General features: G+C 67.1%; 11 protein-coding genes. 6 read left to right on the plus strand and 5 right to left on the minus strand.

Translation table 11 applies throughout. The features are described 5' to 3' along the window. From dsbD to JZZ72_RS15125, 3 genes are all read right to left on the minus strand, one after another. On the minus strand, positions 1–1,381 hold a 1,381-nt coding region (gene dsbD / locus JZZ72_RS15115), incomplete at its 3' end, for a protein-disulfide reductase DsbD (RefSeq protein WP_210014657.1). A gap of 165 nt (positions 1,382–1,546) precedes the next feature. Further along, positions 1,547–3,508 (minus strand): methyl-accepting chemotaxis protein, encoded by a 1,962-nt coding sequence (locus JZZ72_RS15120; RefSeq protein WP_054916139.1) that lies wholly within the window; start codon positions 3,506–3,508, stop codon positions 1,547–1,549. A 163-nt stretch (positions 3,509–3,671) separates the two neighbouring features. After that, entirely contained in the window at positions 3,672–5,288 is a 1,617-nt protein-coding gene (locus JZZ72_RS15125) for a response regulator (protein WP_043860458.1), read from the minus strand. Positions 5,289–5,566: 278 nt separating this feature from the next. On the opposite strand from JZZ72_RS15125, the gene JZZ72_RS15130 reads away from it, so the two are divergent. The 4 genes from JZZ72_RS15130 (at position 5,567) to speA (ending at position 9,805) form a co-directional block, all read left to right on the plus strand. Next, complete coding sequence (locus JZZ72_RS15130) at positions 5,567–6,640, plus strand: DUF2333 family protein (protein WP_043860457.1); 1,074 nt, start codon at positions 5,567–5,569, stop codon at positions 6,638–6,640. Further along, positions 6,640–7,176 carry an NUDIX hydrolase gene (locus tag JZZ72_RS15135; RefSeq protein WP_054916138.1) on the plus strand — a complete coding sequence of 179 codons (537 nt, stop codon included), beginning with the start codon at positions 6,640–6,642 and terminating at the stop codon, positions 7,174–7,176. Before JZZ72_RS15130 ends, JZZ72_RS15135 begins: the two co-directional genes overlap by 1 nt. A 194-nt stretch (positions 7,177–7,370) precedes the next feature. Beyond that, a complete protein-coding gene (locus tag JZZ72_RS15140) occupies positions 7,371–7,742 on the plus strand; it encodes a translation initiation factor Sui1 (protein ID WP_043860455.1) in 372 nt (123 codons plus the stop codon). A 149-nt stretch (positions 7,743–7,891) separates the two neighbouring features. Further along, positions 7,892–9,805, plus strand: a complete 1,914-nt coding sequence (gene speA / locus JZZ72_RS15145; RefSeq protein WP_043860454.1) for an arginine decarboxylase — start codon at positions 7,892–7,894, stop codon at positions 9,803–9,805. 82 nt (positions 9,806–9,887) lie between these two features. Here speA and JZZ72_RS15150 read toward each other — a convergent pair whose 3' ends face one another. After that, positions 9,888–11,228: an MATE family efflux transporter gene (locus JZZ72_RS15150; protein ID WP_210014658.1), complete on the minus strand. Its 1,341-nt coding sequence runs from the start codon at positions 11,226–11,228 to the stop codon at positions 9,888–9,890. 147 nt (positions 11,229–11,375) lie between these two features. On the opposite strand from JZZ72_RS15150, the gene JZZ72_RS15155 reads away from it, so the two are divergent. Further along, positions 11,376–16,238: an alpha-2-macroglobulin family protein gene (locus JZZ72_RS15155; protein ID WP_210014659.1), complete on the plus strand. Its 4,863-nt coding sequence runs from the start codon at positions 11,376–11,378 to the stop codon at positions 16,236–16,238. Between the two features lie 80 nt (positions 16,239–16,318). Here the strand turns inward: JZZ72_RS15155 and JZZ72_RS15160 are convergent, their stop codons facing one another. Beyond that, positions 16,319–16,612, minus strand: a complete 294-nt coding sequence (locus JZZ72_RS15160; protein ID WP_043860925.1) for a hypothetical protein — start codon at positions 16,610–16,612, stop codon at positions 16,319–16,321. A 104-nt stretch (positions 16,613–16,716) separates the two neighbouring features. On the opposite strand from JZZ72_RS15160, the gene pbpC reads away from it, so the two are divergent. Next, positions 16,717–19,059 carry a peptidoglycan glycosyltransferase PbpC gene (gene pbpC / locus JZZ72_RS15165; RefSeq protein ID WP_210014660.1) on the plus strand — a complete coding sequence of 781 codons (2,343 nt, stop codon included), beginning with the start codon at positions 16,717–16,719 and terminating at the stop codon, positions 19,057–19,059. Positions 19,060–19,263: the final 204 nt, after the last annotated feature.

Here is a 19,263-nt window from a genome sequence, read left to right on the forward strand (position 1 = left end):
AGGGGGTGCTGGCGGGGGCGGGGAGTGGCCGCAGCGGGTCGGCCTGGCCACTGAAGGCGCCGTACCAGCAGGCCAGCGCGTAGGCCAGCAGCAACAGGCCGAGCAGCTGCGCCAGGCGCTGGCCGGTGGTCTTCACGCCGAATTCCAGGGCGCCGAGGAACAGCGCCACGCCGGCTGCCAGCAGACCGATCAGCAGCAGGGTGAGCGGGCCGGGCAGCACGCGGCTGAGCAGGCCGATGGCCAGGCCCAGCAGCAGCACGCCGATGGCGTTCTTCACCGTGACCAGCCACGGCCCGCTTTTGGGCAGCCAGGCCGCACCGCCGGTGGCCACCAGCAGCAGCGGCGCGCCCATGCCCAGGCCCAGCGCGAAGAGTTTCAGCGCCCCGCCGATCGCATCGCCGCTGGCGCTTATATAAAGCAGCGCACCGGCCAGTGGCGCCGACACGCAGGGCGAGACCAGCAGGCTGGAAACCACCCCGAGTACGGCGGCGCCCAGCAGCGAGCCGCCCTTGGTCTGCCCGGCCACGCGGTCCAGGCGGCTGCTGATGAACTGCGGCAGCTTCAGTTCGAACAGGCCGAACATGGCCAGGGCGAATACCACGAAGAATGCCGCGAAGGGCACCAGCACCCAGGCCGATTGCAGGCGTGCCTGCAAATTGAGCTGGGCACCGAACAGGCCCATCAGCGCGCCGAGCAGGGCGAAGCAGGCGGCCATCGGCAGCACGTAGGCCAGCGACAGGGCCAGGCCGCGACCGCCGCCGACCTGGCCACGCAGCACCACCCCGGAAAGGATCGGCAGCATCGGCAGCACGCAGGGGGTGAAGGTCAGGCCGACGCCGGCAAGAAAGAACAGCAGCATTTCCTTCCAGCTCCAGGCATTGCTGCTGGCCGGGGCGGCGGCGGTGGATGCGGCGCCGACGCCGTCGATGCTCAGGCGCTCGGTTTCTGGCGGGTAGCACAGGCCCTTGTCGGCGCAGCCCTGATAGCTCACCACCAGGGTGAAGGGGCGCTGGTCGGCAGTGCGTGGCAGGTCGATGTCGAGGATGCCGTGGTACACCTCGACGTCGCCGAAGTACTCGTCGTGCTTGGCCTCGCCGGCAGGTAGCTGCGCGGTGCCCAGGGCGATGTCGGCAGGTTCGGTACGGAACTGGAAGCGGTGACGATAGAGGTAGTAACCCTCGGTGGTGACGAAGCGCAGCTTGATGGCCTGGGCGTCGCCCTGGATCAGGTTGAGCTTGAAGGCTTCGCGCACGGGCAGGAAGTCGGCGCTGTTGTTCAGGCCCGGTGCGCCGAGTGTGGCGCTGGGGCGGTTGTCGAGCAGCCCGGCGCCCATGGCGGGCAGGGCCAGGACCAGAAGCAGGAGGCAAAGCAGGCGACGCATGAGCGGTCTCGCTGGGGGGAACGTGGGGGCAATGATAACGGAGTTTGAGCAGGAGCAATCGAGTTGAACCCATCGCGGGTCAAGCCCGCTCCCACAGACAATGCATCTGGCTCAATCAGGATGCATACCTGTGGGAGCGGGCTTGACCCGCGAGAGTCCCCTGGATCAGACCCGGAACGCCTGTACGGCGGTGTTCAGCTCCCCGCCCAGGCGCAGCAGATGCTCACCCTGCTCGCGCCCCTCGCCAATGCGCTCCAGGTTGTCCGCGCCCAGTTCGTGGATCCGTTCGCTATGGTCGCGAATCTCGCTCACCGCACCGCTCTGCTGCGCGGTCACGTCGGCGATGCGTACGGCGGTCTGCGCAATGGTCTGGATCGCCGCGACAATCTCGTCCAGCGCTCCATCGGCCGACTGCGCCTGCTGGGCAGTGGCCTCGGCGTGCTCCAGTTGCGCGCGCATGCCTTCCACCGATTCGCGTGCCGCCTGCTGCAGGCGCGCGATCAGGGTCTGGATTTCGCCGGTGGCTCCGGTGGTGCGCTGGGCCAGCGAACGCACCTCCTCGGCCACCACGGCAAAGCCGCGGCCCATCTCGCCGGCCCTTGCCGCCTCGATGGCCGCATTCAGGGCCAGCAAGTTGGTCTGTTCGGCAATCGAGCGGATCACCGTGAGCACGCCGCCAATGGTCGCCGACTCCTGGGCCAGGCCCTCGATCATCTGTGCATTGCCCTGCACCTCGTCCACCAGCAGGCGCAGCCCGCTCAGGCTCTGGCCGATCACCGCCTGGCCCTGTTCCACCGCCAGCCCCGCGTGGCGGCTGGCGTCGGCGGCCTGGCTGGCATCGCCGGCCACCTGGGTGATGGTGGCCTCCAGTTCGCCCAGCGCATCGCGGATCTGCGCGGTGTCGCCGGCCTGGCGCTCGGCGCCGTCGTGCAGCGCGCTGCTCATGCCGGCCAGGGCGTGGCTGCTGCCGGCCACCTGCTCGGCGTTGCTGCGGATGGTGCCCACCAGGTCCACCAGGTAGGCACGCAGGCGGTTGAGCGAGTCCTGGATGTCGTGCATTTCGCGGTTGCTGCGCCCCAGCGCAATGGCCTGGCTGAAGTCGCCGCCGGCCCACTGCGAGAGCGCCGGCGCCAGGTTGCCCAGCACCCGCGCCAGGCGCCGCTGCAAGGTGTCGATGAGCAGGGCGATCAGCAGGATCAACCCGATCATCAGGCCCTGGATCACCCGCACTTCGCCCTGGATCTGCCCATGCTGCGCGCGCACCCCCGGTTCCAGGTCGGCGATGGCCTGCTGCACGGCGGCCATGCGCGCCTGGGTGGTGGTGGCCAGTTCGGTACGGCGCTCGATCTGCGCGCGGGTGCGCTGCAGTTCTGCCGGGTAGCGCGCCAGCAAACTGCCCAGCTCGCGCTTGAGGGCCACGCCGACGTCTTCGGCGCTGGTGGTGGCCTCGCTCTGCAGGCCCATCATCGCGGCGAAGTCGTCGGCGCCGGATTCCACCGCCGCGGTCACGCCCAGCAATGGCAGGGCGTCGAGGGCTTTGGCCTGGGTGATGATCAGTTGCAGTTCGCGCTCCACCTCGTCGGCCAGCTCGCTGCGCCCGCTGCTCACCAGCTTGTCACGCGCCAGCGACAGGCGGCCCAGGTGCAGGCTGGCTTCCAGCAGTGCCGATTGGTAATGCGCCGCCTCGGGGTGGCCGCTGTCGTGGGCGTAGCGGGCGAGCTGTTCGAGGTTGGCGCCCAGTTCGCGTTCGGCCTGCAGCAACAGGGCCTGGGGGTCGCCGGCGAGCTTGCCGGCGGCCAGCAGCTCATTGGCGGTGAATGCCTGCAGGGTGTCGAGGCTGGGGCGCAGTTGCGCGGCCAGCTCATCGGGCAGCTGGGCCAGTTCCTGTTGCAGGTCCTGGGTGCTCTGCAGGGCGGTGGCGTGGCGCAGGGCATCGCCACTGTTCAGGTAATCCTGGGTGTTGCGGGCCACCTGGTTCTGGAACTGCTGGGACAGCGCCAGGTAACGCTCCATCAACAGGTAGGGCTGTTCCAGGGCACGTTGCGACCACCACAGGGTCGCCCCCAGGGCCAGGCACACGGTTACCAGCAGCAGGGTGTTCAGATTGGTCAGCAACTTCAGGCGCATGAGCGGGCTCTACCAACGGCGGGATGGCAAGTGCCTGAAGTTATTGCGTTTTTATGACGTGGTTATGACGATGGCAGGGGTGTTGCGAAATAAAGTGGCTATATGGTGGCCCTGTCGCCGGCAACGCCGGCTCTTACAGGGGCCGGGTTGCTGGCGAAAAGGCTCAGGCCTCGACCCGCTGTACGCAGTTGCGCCCCGCACCCTTGGCCAGGTACAGCGCCTCGTCAGCTGCGGTGGCCATGCTCAGCGCATCCAGCCCGTCGCTCAGTTGCACCACCCCGGCACTGAAGGTGCACGACAGGTCACGCGGCTGCGCCGGGTAGTGGATCTCGGCAAAGCGCCGGCGAATCTCGTCCAGCACCTTGTGCGCCGCGTGCAGGTCGGTGTTGGGCATCACGATGGCGAACTCTTCGCCGCCATAACGGCCGATGAAGTCGGTCTTGCGCAGGCGCTGCTTGAGAAACAGCGCCAGGCTCTTGATCACCCGGTCGCCCATGGGGTGGCCGTGGCTGTCGTTGACCTTCTTGAAGTGGTCGATGTCGAGCATGGCAAAGCTCAGCGGGCGGTCTTCGCGCCGCGCCCGGAAGCTGCAGTCTTCGAGCAGTTGCAGGATGTGCGTGTGGTTGTACAGCCCGGTGAGGCTGTCGCGCACCATGCGCGCCTTGAGGTTGCGCGCCCTGGCCGCACGGTTGCGCACGGTGGTGATCAGGTGGCGCGAACGGATCGGCTTGGTGAGGAAGTCGTCGCCACCCTCGCTCATGGCATCGAGCTGCTTGTCCAGGTCGTCCTCGGCCGACAGGTAGATGATCGGCACGCTCACATAGCGGTCGTTGTGGCGGATCACCTTGGCCAGCTCGGTGCCGGTGCAGGCGGGCATGTACATGTCGAGGATGATCAGGTCGGGCTGAAAGTCGGCCAGCTCGGCCATGGTCTGGATCGGATCGGTGAGGGTGCGGGTGACGATGCCGGCATTGTTGAGCAGGCGCTCGGTGTGCAGTGCCTGGGCACGCGAGTCGTCGATCACCAGCACCTTGAACGGTTCGTACTGGGTCACGCTGGTGAGCAGCTCGACCTTTTCCAGCAGGCTGGAGGCCTCCAGGGTACCGGTGAGAAATTCCTGGCCGCCGGCGCGTACCGCGGCAAGCCGGGTGGGGGTGTCGGTTTCGTGCAGGCTGAAGAACAGCAGCGGTACGCGCTGCTCCAGGCCCTGCTGGGCCTGGGCAGCCAGCTGCAGGCCCTGGCCCTGGCCGCCGAAGTCGACATCCATGACGATCGCCGCCGGCAGGCGCTCGGCCATCGAGGCCTGGAACGCCTCGGGGCTGTACAGCGGCTCGACCCCCAGGCCGAAGAACTCCAGCTGCTTGGCCAGGCGCTCGGCGCGCTCGTGGTCCTGCAGCATCACGTAGATGGGCTTGCGCAGCGGCGGCAGCGGGGTGCGCTCGAGCTGGTCGCCCTGGCGCAACCCGGTACGCGACAGGCGCTGCATCAGGCGGTTGAGTTCGTTGATCAGGCTGCTGCTCAGGCGCGCGCTGTTGGCCTCCACCGCCGCCAGGGTCTGGCCGATGGCATCGGCCAGCAGGCTGTGCTCGGGCTGCTCGAAGCGTTCGGCGTAGCGCTGCAGGCGCAGGTTGGCCTCGCCCAGCTCGCTCAGGTCGCAACTGGTCCACTCGCTGCGCTGCAGGCGCTGCCAGATCTCGAGAATTTGCCGGGCCTGGTGAATGACCCGCTGGGCAAAGTGTTGCTTGAGGCGCGCACGATTCGGGTCTTCTGGCTCGGTCATGTCCTGACTACTTGTAAGGGGTGAGGCAATTCGAGTGATGGCTCTATGCTAGCACCACTTTTCCGGCAATCGAGTGTGCTGCATCAATTAACTGGGGTGGCGCTAAATTCCGTTCCTGACCCGTTAGTCACTTATGCGAAGCGGCGCGCTTGATTTATAGTGCAGGCTTGGCTGGCGCCCCGGCCGCGCACGCTGGCACACAATGCTGGCCGGCGTGGGCACGAAGCGGGGGCCGCGCGGTCGAACCCTGGACACGACCTGACAGAAAGGACAACGCCATGCTGGACTGGAAAAACCGTACAGGCAAAGCCGAGGCACGCGAGCGGGTGGACGCCCGTGGCTCGGGCACCCGCAGCTACTTCGGCGGGCTGTTGTTCAGCCGGGCGCTGGGCACCCTGATCGGTCTGTACCTGCTGGTGACCATCGCCCTGGGCTGGTACTGGAGCCAGGAGCCCGACCTGTTCCCGGTGCAGCAGAACGCCCAGGCCGCCGCCGAGCGCAACGGCCAGCAGATGGTCGTCGGCTACACCACTGTCGAAACCCTCAAGACCGTGGTTGCCACCCTGCTCGACAAGCCAGGCGGCTACATCTCCAACGACCGCTTCCCGCCGGGCCTGTGGATGGACAACATGCCCAGCTGGGAATATGGCGTGCTGGTGCAGGTACGTGACCTCAGCCGTGCCCTGCGCAAGGACTTCGCCCGTTCGCAGTCGCAGTCGGCCGAAGACGCCGACCTTGCCAAGGCCGAGCCGCGCTTCAACTTCGACAACAAGAGCTGGATCCTGCCGTCGAGCGAGTCGGAGTACCAGGAAGGCATCAATTCGCTGAACCGCTACCAGAAGCGCCTGGCTTCGCCAGACCAGCAGGGCGCGCTGTTCTACACCCGTGCCGACAACCTCAACAACTGGCTGGGCGACGTGGCCACGCGCCTGGGCTCGCTGTCCCAGCGCCTGTCGGCCAGCGTGGGCCGAGTCAAGCTCAACACCACCCTCAAGACCGAATCGGTGGTGCCGGGCCAGGTGCCGCAGCTGGACGAGGAAGTGGTCGAGACGCCGTGGCTGCAGATCGACAACGTGTTCTATGAAGCCCGTGGCCAGGCCTGGGCGCTGTCGCACCTGCTGCGCGCCATCGAGGTCGACTTCGCCGACGTGCTGGCCAAGAAGAACGCCACCGTCAGCGTGCGCCAGATCATCCGTGAGCTGGAAGCCTCGCAGGAGCCGCTGTGGAGCCCGATGGTACTCAACGGCAGCGGCTTCGGCATGTGGGCCAACCACTCGCTGGTGATGGCCAACTACATTTCCCGCGCCAACGCCGCAGTGATCGACCTGCGCCAGCTGCTGTCCCAGGGCTGATGCTGTTCAGCCAGAGCGAGGCGGCGCACCGCGCCGCCTCGGATGCCGAGCGCATCGCCTGGGTCGACGAGCAGGACAACCTGCTCGGCGCCAGGCCGCGGGCCGAGCTGCGCGAGCAGGGGCTGATCGGGCGGGGCACCTACATCCTGCTGTTCAACAGTGCCGGCGAGCTGTGCGTGCACCAGCGTACCCTGAGCAAGGCGATCTACCCCGGCTACTGGGATGTGGCCGCCGGCGGCATGGTCGACGAGCACGAAAGCTACGAGCGCTGCGCCGCGCGCGAGCTGGCCGAGGAGCTGGGGGTGAGCGGCGTGTCGCTGAGCTTCCACGAGCGCTTCTTCTTCGACCAGCCTGGCAACCGGCTCTGGTGCGCGGTGTTCTCGGCGGTCTGGGACGGGCCTTTGCGCCTGCAGCCCGAGGAAGTCAGCCAGGCCCGCTTCATGCCCTTGCAGGCAGCCCTGGACGACAGCCTGAGCACTCCCTACTGCCCCGACTCGCTGGCGGCGCTGAACCGTTTCGTGGCGCGGCGCGGCTGACGTCGCGAAAGCCAAGCAAAATGGCGCAGTTTTGCACTTAGCATTCGGCGCAATTGTGGTTACACTGCGCGGCCTTTTCACCCTGCCACGGCTTGCCGCGGCAGGTGCGCTGCCCCTGCCAGAGTGGGGCTTCGCGGTCGGTACCTCGCCCCGGGGCATCGACCAGTTTTTGTCCTCAACGCAGAGGATCAAAAGTGGCCAAGAAAGCCGCATCATTCGCCGCCCTCGGTGGCCTGGTGTTCTCCACCGATGCAGGCCGGCATTGCCCGGACTGCAGCAAACCCGTCGATGCCTGCATCTGCAAGCAGACACTCATCCCCGAAGGCGACGGCATTGCCCGTGTGCGTCGTGAAAGCAAAGGCCGTGGCGGCAAGACGGTGACCACCATCAGTGGCGTACCGCTCCCCCTGGATCAACTCAAGGAACTGGCCACCACGCTCAAGCGGCGTTGTGGTACGGGCGGCGCGTTGAAAGACGGCGTCATCGAGATCCAGGGCGACCACGTCGAGTTGTTGCTGGCCGAGCTGATCAAGCAAGGCTTCAAGGCGAAAAAGTCCGGCGGCTGATGGCCGCTGCGAGGTTTTTCCTGCAGCACTTCTAAACTCGTTCCCTGGGCAGGGGTCTATGCCTGAACAGGGAGAATCGTCATCTTCATTTTCTACACTGGCCAGCACGCCCTGGCCGGTGTTCACGACTTTCTTTATAGGGGACTTCGATGTCCGTACGACGCACACGCAAAGACGATGGCAGCCAATGGACCGTGGCCGACAGCCGCAGTGTTTACGGCATTCGCCATTGGGGCGCGGGTTACTTCGCGATCAACGAGGCCGGGCGCGTCGAAGTACGCCCCAACGGGCCGGACAGTGCGCCGATCGACCTGTACGAGCAGGTCGACGAGCTGCGCCAGAGCGGCCTGTCGCTGCCGCTGCTGGTACGTTTCCCCGACATCCTGCAACACCGCGTGCGCCAGCTGACCGGCGCATTCGACGCCAACATCGCGCGCCTGGAGTACCAGAGCCAGTACACCGCGCTGTACCCGATCAAGGTCAACCAGCAGGAAGCGGTGGTGGAGAACATCATCGCCACGCAGAACGTGTCCATCGGCCTTGAGGCCGGCTCCAAGCCCGAGCTGCTGGCGGTGCTGGCGCTGGCGCCCAAGGGCGGCACCATCGTCTGCAACGGCTACAAGGACCGCGAGTTCATCCGCCTGGCGCTGATGGGGCAGAAACTGGGTCACAACGTGTTCATCGTGATCGAGAAAGAATCCGAAGTGGCACTGGTGATCGAGGAAGCCGCCGACCTCAAGGTCAAGCCGCAGGTCGGCCTGCGCGTGCGCCTGTCGTCGCTGGCTTCGAGCAAGTGGGCCGATACCGGCGGCGAGAAGTCCAAGTTCGGCCTGTCGGCTGCGCAGCTGATTTCGGTAGTGCAGCGCTTTCGCGATGCCGGCCTGGACCAGGGCATTCGCCTGCTGCACTTTCACATGGGCTCGCAGATCGCCAACCTGGCGGACTACCAGCACGGCTTCAAGGAAGCCATCCGCTACTACGGCGAGCTGCGTGCGCTGGGCCTGCCAGTGGACCACATCGACGTGGGTGGCGGCCTGGGCGTGGACTACGACGGCACCCACTCGCGCAATGCCAGCTCGATCAACTACGACATGGACGACTACGCCGGCGTGGTGGTGGGCATGCTCAAGGAGTTCTGCGACGCGCAGGGCCTGCCGCACCCGCACATCTTCTCCGAGAGCGGCCGCGCGCTGACCGCGCACCACGCGATGCTGGTGGTGCAGGTAACCGACGTCGAGAAGCACAACGACGAAGTACCCGAGATCGAGGACAAGCAGAGCCTGCCCGAAACCGTGCAGTGGCTGGCCGACCTGCTGGGCCCGACCGACATCGAGATGGTCACCGAGACCTACTGGCGTGCCACCCACTACATGAGCGACGTGGCCGCGCAATACGCCGACGGCAAGATCACCCTCGCGCAGAAGGCCCTGGCCGAGCAGTGCTACTTTGCCGTGTGCCGCCGGTTGCACAACTCGCTCAAGGCACGCCAGCGCTCGCACCGCCAGGTGCTGGACGAACTCAACGACAAGCTGGCCGACAAGTACATCTGCAACTTCTCGGTGTTCCAGAGCCTGCCCGACACCTGGGCCATCGGCCAGGTGTTGCCGATCCTGCCGCTGCATCGCCTGGGCGAAGAGCCGCTGCGCCGTGCGGTGCTGCAGGACCTGACCTGCGACTCGGACGGCAAGATCAACCAGTACGTCGACGAGCAGAGCATCGAGACCAGCCTGCCGGTACACGCCATCAACGAGGGCGAGGACTACCTGTTGGGGATCTTCCTGGTGGGCGCGTACCAGGAAATCCTCGGGGACATGCACAACCTGTTCGGTGACACCGACTCGGTGAACATCTACCAGAACCCCAACGGCAGCGTGTACCACGCCGGCATCGAGACCCACGACACCATCGAGGACATGCTGCGCTACGTGCACCTGTCGCCCGAAGAGCTGATGACCCACTACCGCGACAAATGCGCCAGCGCGAAGATCACGGCGCGTGAGCGTACCCAGTTCCTGGATGCCTTGCGCCTTGGGCTGACCCGCTCGTCCTACCTGTCCTCCTGACCGCTTTCGCCGGCAAGGCCGGCTCCTACAGGTTCATGCAATACCCTGTAGGAGCCGGCCTTGCCGGCGAAGAGGCCGTCATTCACGCCACAAACCACCCATCCCTACGCTGCAACCGCCACCCCATCACCCCCAGCGTCACCGCCCGCAGCCCCATGAACAGCAGAAAGCCCAGCCACAGCCCGTGGTTGCCCAGCCCGCTGGCCGCATAGGCGAACGGCAGTGCTATCGCCACGCTCAGCAGCATGCCGTTGCGCATCTCCCGTGCCCTTGTCGCGCCGATGAACAACCCGTCGAGCAGGTAGCTCCACACCGCCACCAGTGGCAGCAGCGCCAGGTATGGCAGGTACTCGAACGCCGTCTCGCGCACGCTGGGGATATCCGTCTGCAACTGGATGAACCAGTGCCCGCCCAGCAGGAAAACCCCGGCAAACCCCAGGCTGACGATCAACGACCAGCCACACGCCACCGTCATCGAACGGCGCAATGCGCCGCGGTCCCCGGCGCCGATCGCATGCCCGCACAGTGCCTCCACCGCATGCGCCAGGCCGTCCAGTGCATACGCGGTCAGCAGCAGGCCGTTGAGCAGCAGCGCATTGGCCGCCACCGTCGCCTCGCCCAGGCGCGCACCCTGCACGGTGATCAGGAAGAACACCCCCTGCAACGCCAGGCTGCGAATGAAGATGTCGCGGTTCACGCTCAGCAGCGGGCGCCAGCTCTGCCAGCGCCTGAGCAGCGCCCAGGCCACCTGCCCGGGGTAGGCGCGCAGGGCCGGGCGCGTGAGCGCCAGGCCGAGCAGCGTGGCCGACCATTCGGCGATCACCGACGCCCGCGCCGAGCCCAGCACACCCCAGTCCAGCCCCAGCACGAACCACAGGTTGAGCACGATGTTGAGCAGGTTGGTGGTCAGCAGGATCGCCAGCGGGGCACGGGCGTTCTGCGTACCCAGAAACCACCCCACCAGGGCAAAGCTGGCCAGCGCTGCCGGCAGGCCGAGCAAGCGCGTGTGGAAGAACGCCAGGGTGTTTTCCTGCAGTGCGGCACTCGGTTGCATCAGGCCCAGTGCCAGGTGGCTGAAGGGAATCGCCAGTGCCCCCAGCAGCACGGCGAACAGCAACGCCAGCAGCAGCCCCTGCACCAGCACCTGGCGCAGCGCGGCGCCGTCGGCGCGTCCGGCCGCCTGGGCGGCAAAGCCGGTGGAGCCCATGCGCAGGAAGCCCATCAGAAACGCCAGGAAGGTATACAGGCTGGCGCCCACCGCCACGGCGCCGAGCTGGTGCGCGTGGGGCAGGTGGCCGATCACGGCGCTGTCCACCAGCGCCACCATGGGCACGGAAATGTTGGAAAGAATCATCGGCGCGGCCAGCGCCCAGACCCTGTGGTGGGTCGGGCGGTCGCGCCAGTCGCTGAGTAGTCGGGACATGCAGGCTCCTTGAGAACCGGCATTGTAGCCGCCCCCGGCACTAAAACTGGTGAACGCTGTCTCACGCCGGGCGCCTCGATCAGCGATGCCCGCGAGCTTGCTATATAGTGCTCGTCTCAGACCCTGCTACCGGAAGAGTTACCCTCCATGCTCAACAAAGGATTGTGGCTGGCGTGCGCCATGGCGCTGCTCAGTGCTTGCGACTCGTCTACTGATAAACCGGCCCCGGCGGCGACCCCGGCGCCCACCCAGGCGAGCCTGGGCGAGCGCTACGCCGGTCGCGAGCTGACGGTGGTAGACGTTTCCGAAGTGCAGGTCGACGGTGCCAGCGCCTTGTCGGTGACCTTCTCGGTGCCGCTGGACAAGGACCAGAACCTTGCCGAGCGCGTGCACCTGGTGGACACCACCCGGGGCAAGCTCGACGGCGCGTGGGAGCTCAGCGAAAACCAGATGGAGCTGCGCCTGCGCCACCTGGAGCCGCAGCGCAAGCTGGTGCTGACCGTGGATGCCGGCCTGCTCGGGGTGAACGGCAAGAAGCTCCCCAGCGAGTACGTCAGCCGCCTCGAAACCCGCGACATGCAGCCCACCGTGGGCTTCGCCAGCCGCGGCTCGCTGCTGCCCACGCGCCTGGCCGAAGGCCTGCCGGTGATCGCGCTGAACATCGACAAGGTGGACGTCGAGTTCTTCCGCATCAAGCCCGAGTCGATGTCCAGCTTCCTGGCCAGCTGGGGCCGCAACACCTCGCTCGAGTACTACAACTCCGAAGAGCTGTTGAGCAAGGCCGACCTGGTGTATGCCGGCCGCTTCGACCTGAACCCGGTGCGCAACACCCGCGAAACCCTGTTGCTACCGATTGCCGGGATCAAGCCGTTGCAGGAACCGGGGGTGTACCTGGCGGTGATGCGCGCCTCGGGCCGCTACAACTATTCGCAGCCGGCCACCCTGTTCACCCTGAGTGACATCGGGCTGTCGGCGCATCGCTACACCAACCGCCTGGACGTGTTCACCCAGGCGCTGGACGGCGGCAAGGCCCTGGACGGGGTCAACCTCGAACTGCTCGACCGCGAAGGCAAGCTGCTGGCCCAGGCCAAGACCGACGGCGATGGCCATGCGCAATTGCCGATGCCGCCCAAGGCCGATGTACTGCTGGCCAAGCAGGGCGTGCACACCACCTTGCTGCGCCTGAACAGCGCCGCGCTCGACCTCTCCGAATTCGCGCTGACCGGGCCGCAGGCCAACCCGCTGCAGTTTTTCGTGTTCGGCCCGCGCGACCTCTATCGCCCGGGTGAAACCGTGCTGCTCAACGGCCTGCTGCGCGACCAGGATGGCAAGCCGGTGAAAGCCCAGCCGGTCAGTGTCGAGGTGCGTCGTCCGGATGAACAGGTCAGCCGCAAGTTCGTGTGGGAGGCCGATGCCAATGGCTTCTACCAGTACCAGTTGCAACTGGCCAGCGAAGCCCCGACCGGGCGCTGGCAGCTGGTGTTCGACCTGGGCGGCGGCAAGAAGCAGGTGTTCGAGTTCCTTGTCGAAGACTTCATGCCCGAGCGCCTGGCCCTGGAACTCAAGGGCAGCGCGACCCCGCTGAGCCCGGGTGAAACCGCTGAAATCCATGTCAATGGCCGCTACCTCTACGGCGCCCCGGCTTCGGGCAACCGCCTCAGCGGCCAGGCCTACGTGCGCCCGCTGCGCGAAGCGGTGCCGGCCTTGCCGGGCTACCAGTTCGGCTCGATCACCGAGGAAGACCTGAGCCACGACCTGGAACTGGACGAAACCACCCTGGACGCGTCGGGCGATGCCACGTTGCAGATCGAAAGCCGCTGGTCCGAGGCGCATTCGCCGCTGCAACTGAGCGTGCAGGCCAGCCTGCAGGAGTCCGGTGGCCGGCCGATCACCCGGCGCCTGGAGCAGCCGATCTGGCCGGCCGAGCGCATGCCCGGCCTGCGTGGGCTGTTCGACGGCGAAGAGGTCGACGGCAACACCCCGGTCGAGTTCGAACTGCTGATGGCCGACCGTGACGGCCACAAGCTGGCCGCCGACAACCTCAAGGTGCGCCTGATTCAGGAGCGCCGCGACTACTACTGGAACTATTCCTCCAGTGACGGCTGGGATTACAACTACAACGAGAAATTCCTGCTGCAGTCCGAGCAGCCGGTCAACATCAAGGCCGGCAGCACTGCCAAGCTGAGCTTCCCGGTGGAATGGGGCCCGTACCGTGTCGAGGTCGAAGACCCGAGCACCGGCGTGACCAGCAGCGTGCGCTTCTGGGCTGGCTGGCGTGCCCAGGACAACACCGACGGCGGCGCCGTGCGCCCAGACCAGGTCAAGCTGGCGCTGGACAAGCCGGCCTACGCCGATGGCGCCACCGCGCAGATCACCGTGACCCCGCCGGCTGCCGGCAAGGGCTACCTGATCGTCGAGGGCAATGACGGCCCGCTGTGGTGGGAAGAAATCGACGTGCCTGCCGAAGGCAAGACCTACGCGGTCAAGCTCGACCCCAAATGGGCCCGCCACGACCTGTACGTCAGCGCCCTGGTGATCCGCCCCGGCGAGCGCAAGGCCAATGCCACGCCCAAACGTGCCGTGGGCGTGCTGCACCTGCCGCTGGATCGCGCCGAGCGCAAGCTGGCGCTGACCCTCAAGGCCCCGGAAAAGATGCGTCCCAAGCAGCCGCTCACCGTCAAGGTGCAGGCGCGCAATGCCGATGGCAGCATCCCCAAGCAGGTGCAGGTGCTGCTGGCCGCGGTGGACGTGGGCATTCTCAACATCACCAGCTACGCCACCCCCGACCCGTTCACCGGCATGTTCGGCCGCAAGGCCTACGGCGCCGACCAGCTGGATATCTACGGCCAGCTGATCGAAGCCGGGCAGGGCCGCCTGGCCAGCCTGGCATTCGGCGGTGACGCGGCCATGGCCAAGGGCGGCAAGCGTCCCAGCACCAGCGTGACCATCGTGGCCCTGCAGAGCGCCCCGGTGACCCTGGACGCCAAGGGCGAAGGTCAGGCGACGGTGGACATCCCCGACTTCAACGGCGAGCTTCGGGTGATGGCCCAGGCCTGGACCGACGAGCGCTTCGGCATGGCCGAGGCCAAGACCGTGGTCGCCGCGCCGCTGATCGCCGAACTGTCGGCCCCGCGTTTTCTGGCCGGCGGCGACCGTACCGAGCTGGCGCTGGACCTGTCCAACCTGTCGGGCAAGGCGCAGAAGTTCACGGTCAAGGTGACCACCGAGGGCCAGTTGAACCTGCTGACCCCGTCCGAGCAGCCACTGAGCCTGCGTGACGGCCAGCGCGTGACCTCGTTGCTGGGCGTGCAGGCCGTGGGTGGCCTGGGCCAGGGCAAGGTCAAGGTGCAGGTCAGCGGCCTGGTGCTGCCGGGCGAACCGAACACCGCCTTCACCCGCGAGTGGACCCTGGGCATTCGCCCGGCCTACCCGGCGCAGCTCAGGCACTACCGCGCCGCGCTCAAGGACCAGCCATGGACCTTGCCCGCCGAGGACCTGGCCGCGTTCGAACCCCAGGGCCTGGAGGCGATGCTGTCGCTGTCGAGCCGCCCGCCGCTGAACATCGCCGAGCAGATCCGTGCCCTCGAGGCCTACCCCTATGGCTGCCTGGAGCAGACCACCAGCGGGCTGTACCCGTCGCTGTACGCCGATGCCGAGACGCTCAAGCGCCTGGGCATCAAGGGTGAAGAGCCCAAGGTGCGCCAGCGCAAGATCGAGATGGGCATCGAGCACCTGCTCGGCATGCAGCGCTACAACGGCAGCTTCGGCCTGTGGAGCGCGGACGACAGCGAGGAGTACTGGCTGACTGCCTATGTCACCGACTTCCTGCAGCGTGCCCGCGAGCAAGGCTATGCGGTGCCGCCCGAGGCGCTGAAAAAGGCCAACGAACGCCTGCTGCGCTACCTGCAGGAACGCAACCTGATCGAGCCGTACTACACCAGCAACGCCGAGCACAGCCGCTTCGCGGTACAGGCGTATGCGGCGCTGGTGCTGGCGCGTACCCAGCAGGCCCCGTTGGGTGCCCTGCGCAGCCTGTTCGAGCGCCGCGCCGATGCACGTTCGGGCCTGCCGCTGGTACAGCTATCGATCGCACTGGACAAGATGGGCGACAAGCCGCGCTCGGCGCAGGCCCTGCAGGCGGGCCTGGCGGTCAAGCGCCAGGACGTGTGGCTGAGCGACTATGGCAGCCCGGTACGTGACGAGGCGCTGATCCTCGCCCTGCTCGAAGAGAACAAGCTGGCCACCGACCAGCTCGACCAGCGCCTGTTCGAGCTGTCGGACAAGATGGCCAGCAGCTCGTACCTGTCCACCCAGGAACGCAATGCGCTGTTCATGGCCGGGCGTGGCATGCTCAAGCAGCCTGAAGGCCGCTGGAGTGCACGCCTGGACAGCGCGGGCGAGCTGCGCGACCTGGGCCCAACCCAGGCCGGGCTCAAGCTGGAGGGGCCGTTGCTGGCCTCGCCGCTGACCGTGACCAACACCAGCGACAAGACCGTGTACCAGCAGTTGACCGTGTCGGGTTACCCGCGCTTCGCACCCCGTGCGGTGGGCACCAACATGAGCATCTACCGCGAGTACCTGGGCATGAATGGCCGGGCACTGAACATCAAGTCGCTCAAGAGTGGCGACCTGGTGCTGGTGCACATTGGTATCCGCGCCAACGAGCGGGTGCCGGACGCGCTGATCGTCGACCTGCTGCCGGCGGGCCTGGAGCTGGAAAACCAGAACCTGGCGCAAAGTGCGGCCAGCCTGGACAACGCCAGCAGTGCAGTGAAGGAATGGCGTGAAGCAATGCAGAACGCCAACGTGGTGCACCAGGAGTTTCGCGATGACCGCTACGTGGCGGCGATGAACGTCGACCCGTACGGCGTGACGCACCTGCTGTATCTGGCCCGTGCGGTCACGCCGGGCACCTACCGCGTGCCGCCGGTGCAGGTGGAGTCGATGTACCGGCCCAACTGGCAGGCGGTGGGCGAGAGCCCGGGTGACATGGTGATTCTGGGACGCTAATCAGGCCCCATCGCGGGTCAAGCCCGCTCCCACAAGGGTCGCAGTAATCCCTGTGGGAGCGGGCTTGACCCGCGATGCTGTCACCGCACCACCCAGCTCAACACCCACAACCCCAGCATCAGCCAGATGATCCCCATGATGATCGAGGCGCGCATGAACGCGCGCACCGCCGAGTACAGCAACAGCAGGCCGATCACCAGCATCAGGATGCTGACCAGCGAGGTGTCCATGCCCAGTGTGCGTGCCAGGCCGTCGATGAAGTTGCCGCCGGCATTGGCCAGCAGATTGAACAACCCGCTCAGGGCATCCACCACGAAGCGGATCACCGCGCCGAGCGCTTGCCCCAGCCATTCGAAAAAACCTTCTACATGCATAATCGCTTCCTGATCGACGCTACGGCGCAGTCGCCGTGCCCAGAGCTTTGGCCATCATCCTGCCGGCTCGGTTCCTCACCCACGCAAAAAGGTGTCCGCGCCTGATGTTCAGCTTAGCCCGACCCCGCTCGCGCATCGCCCGGCTGCTGTGCGCCGCCTTTGTCTGCGTGCTGTTGCTGTGGCTGGCTGATCGCCTGTGGCCATTGCCGATGCCGGCCGACGATCTGGCGCGGGTGGTGCTGGCCGAAGACGGCACGCCGCTGTGGCGCTTTGCCGATGCCGAGGGCGTGTGGCGCTACCCGGTCACCCTCGATCAGGTGTCGCCTTACTACCTCGAAGCCTTGCTCACCTACGAGGACCGCTGGTTCTACCGGCACCCCGGGGTCAACCCGCTGGCCCTGGGCCGTGCCGCCTGGCAGAACCTCACGGGCGGGCGCGTGCTGTCGGGCGGCAGCACGCTGTCGATGCAGGTGGCGCGCCTGCTCGACCCGCACTCGCGCACGCTGCCGGGCAAGTTGCGCCAGGTGTGGCGCACCGCGCAGCTGGAATGGCACCTTTCCAAACGCCAGATTCTGGAGCTGTACCTCAACCGCGCACCGTTCGGCGGCACCCTGCAGGGTGTGGCGGCAGCCAGCTGGGCGTACCTGGGCAAGTCGCCCTTGCAACTGACCCCGGCCGAGGCCGCGCTGCTCGCAGTGTTGCCCCAGGCGCCCAGCCGTCTGCGCCCCGACCGCCACCCGGAGCGCGCGCGCCTGGCCCGGGACAAGGTGCTGCAACGCCTGGGCGAGTACCAGGTGTGGCCGCAGCAGCGCATCGCCGAAGCGCAGGAAGAACCGCTGCTGCTGGCACCACGCCAGGAGCCGGCGTTGGCTCCGCTGCTGGCTCGCCGGCTGAACCGTGCCGACAGCCCGCCGCTGATCCACACCACCCTCGACGCTGCGCTGCAACGGCGCCTGGAAGACCTGCTGCTGGGCTGGCGCGCACGCCTGCCCGAGCGCACTTCGGCGGCGATCCTGGTGGTGGAGTCGCAGACCATGGCAGTGCGCGCCTACCTGGGGTCGGTGGACCTTGGCGATGAGCGCCGTTTCGGCCACGTCGACATGATCACTGCCCTGCGTTCGCCGGGCTCGACCCTCAAGCCGTTCCTGTACGGCATGGCCATGGATGACGGCCTGATCCATTCGGAGTCGTTGCTGCAGGATGTGCCACGCCGCTATGGCGACTATCGCCCCGGCAATTTCTCGATGGGTTTCAGTGGCCCGGTGGCGGCCAGCTCGGCATTGGCGTTGTCGCTCAACCTGCCGGCGGTGCAGTTGCTCGAAGCCTACGGGCCCAAGCGCTTTGCCGCGCAGATGCGCATGGGCGGCATGCCGCTGAGCCTGCCGATGGCGGCCGAGCCGAACCTGTCGCTGATCCTGGGCGGCGCCGGCAGCCGCCTCGAAGATCTGGTCAGTGGCTACAGTGCGTTCGCCCGCGACGGCATGAGCGCGCCGCTGCGCCTGCAACAGGATGCGCCGCTGGTCGAGCGCCGGCTGCTGTCGCCGGGTTCGGCGTGGATCATCCGGCGCATCCTCAGTGGCCAGGCGCGTCCCGACCGCGACCCGCACGCCGAACTGGTGCAGCGCCCGCAGCTGGCCTGGAAGACCGGCACCAGCTACGGCTTTCGTGATGCCTGGTCGATCGGCGTGGGGCCGCGCTACCTGATCGGCATCTGGATCGGCCGCCCCGACGGCACCCCGGTGCCGGGGCAGTTCGGCCTGGCCTCGGCCGCGCCGCTGATGCTGCAGGTGCATGACGTGCTGAGCAACCGCGACAGCCAGCGCGGCATTGCCGCCCCGGTGCCGGCAGTGCCGGGCAACGTCGGGGTGGCCGCGATCTGCTGGCCGCTGGGCCAGCCGATGGCACGCACCGACCCCAACTGCCGGCGCCAGCGCTTTGCCTGGACCCTGGACAACACCACGCCGCCGACCCTGCTCGCGCAGGACCAGCCCCTGGGTGTGGGGCTGCTGGAGAAGGTGTGGGTGAATGCCCGGGGCCTGCGGGTGGATGCAGCCTGTGCGGGGGCCGCGCCGCGCGACATCGCGCTGTGGCCGGCACCACTGGACCCGTGGTTGCCGCGCCAGGAGCGGCGCGAGGCGCGTTTGCCGGCCATCGACCCGAGCTGCCCGCCGCAGGTACCGGCCAGTGCCGCGCCGTTGTCGGTGGTGGGGATACGCCCGGGCGACCAGTTGCGTCGTCCCGCCACCAGCCGCGATGCCCTGCACCTGAGCGTTTCGGCGCTGGGTGGCGAAGGCCAGCGCTGGTGGTTCCTCAACGGCGCACCCCTGGGCGAGACCACAGCCCAGGCGGCGCTGGCCGTGAACCTGGAGGAGGTGGGGCGCTACGAGCTCAGCGTGCTGGATGCCAGCGGGCAGACCGCGCGGGTCGAGTTCCAGGTCAACGACTGACCGTGCACCCGTAAGATGGATATAACGCGAAAGGGGAAGGGCTGCCAAAGCACCTTCCCCTTGCTTTCAAGTGCCTGAAGCAAAAGGGCTTTTGCTGGTGCTGCGACTGTATATATCGGGTTAATACCAAGCTCAGAATTGTTCCCCTTGCGCCTGCGCGCTCAGATAGCTGCAACGGACGTGGAGTGGCCGGAAACCCGGTGC

Origin of the sequence: Pseudomonas palmensis, from assembly GCF_017848315.1 — a bacterium.
GTDB classification, from domain to species: domain Bacteria; phylum Pseudomonadota; class Gammaproteobacteria; order Pseudomonadales; family Pseudomonadaceae; genus Aquipseudomonas; species Aquipseudomonas palmensis.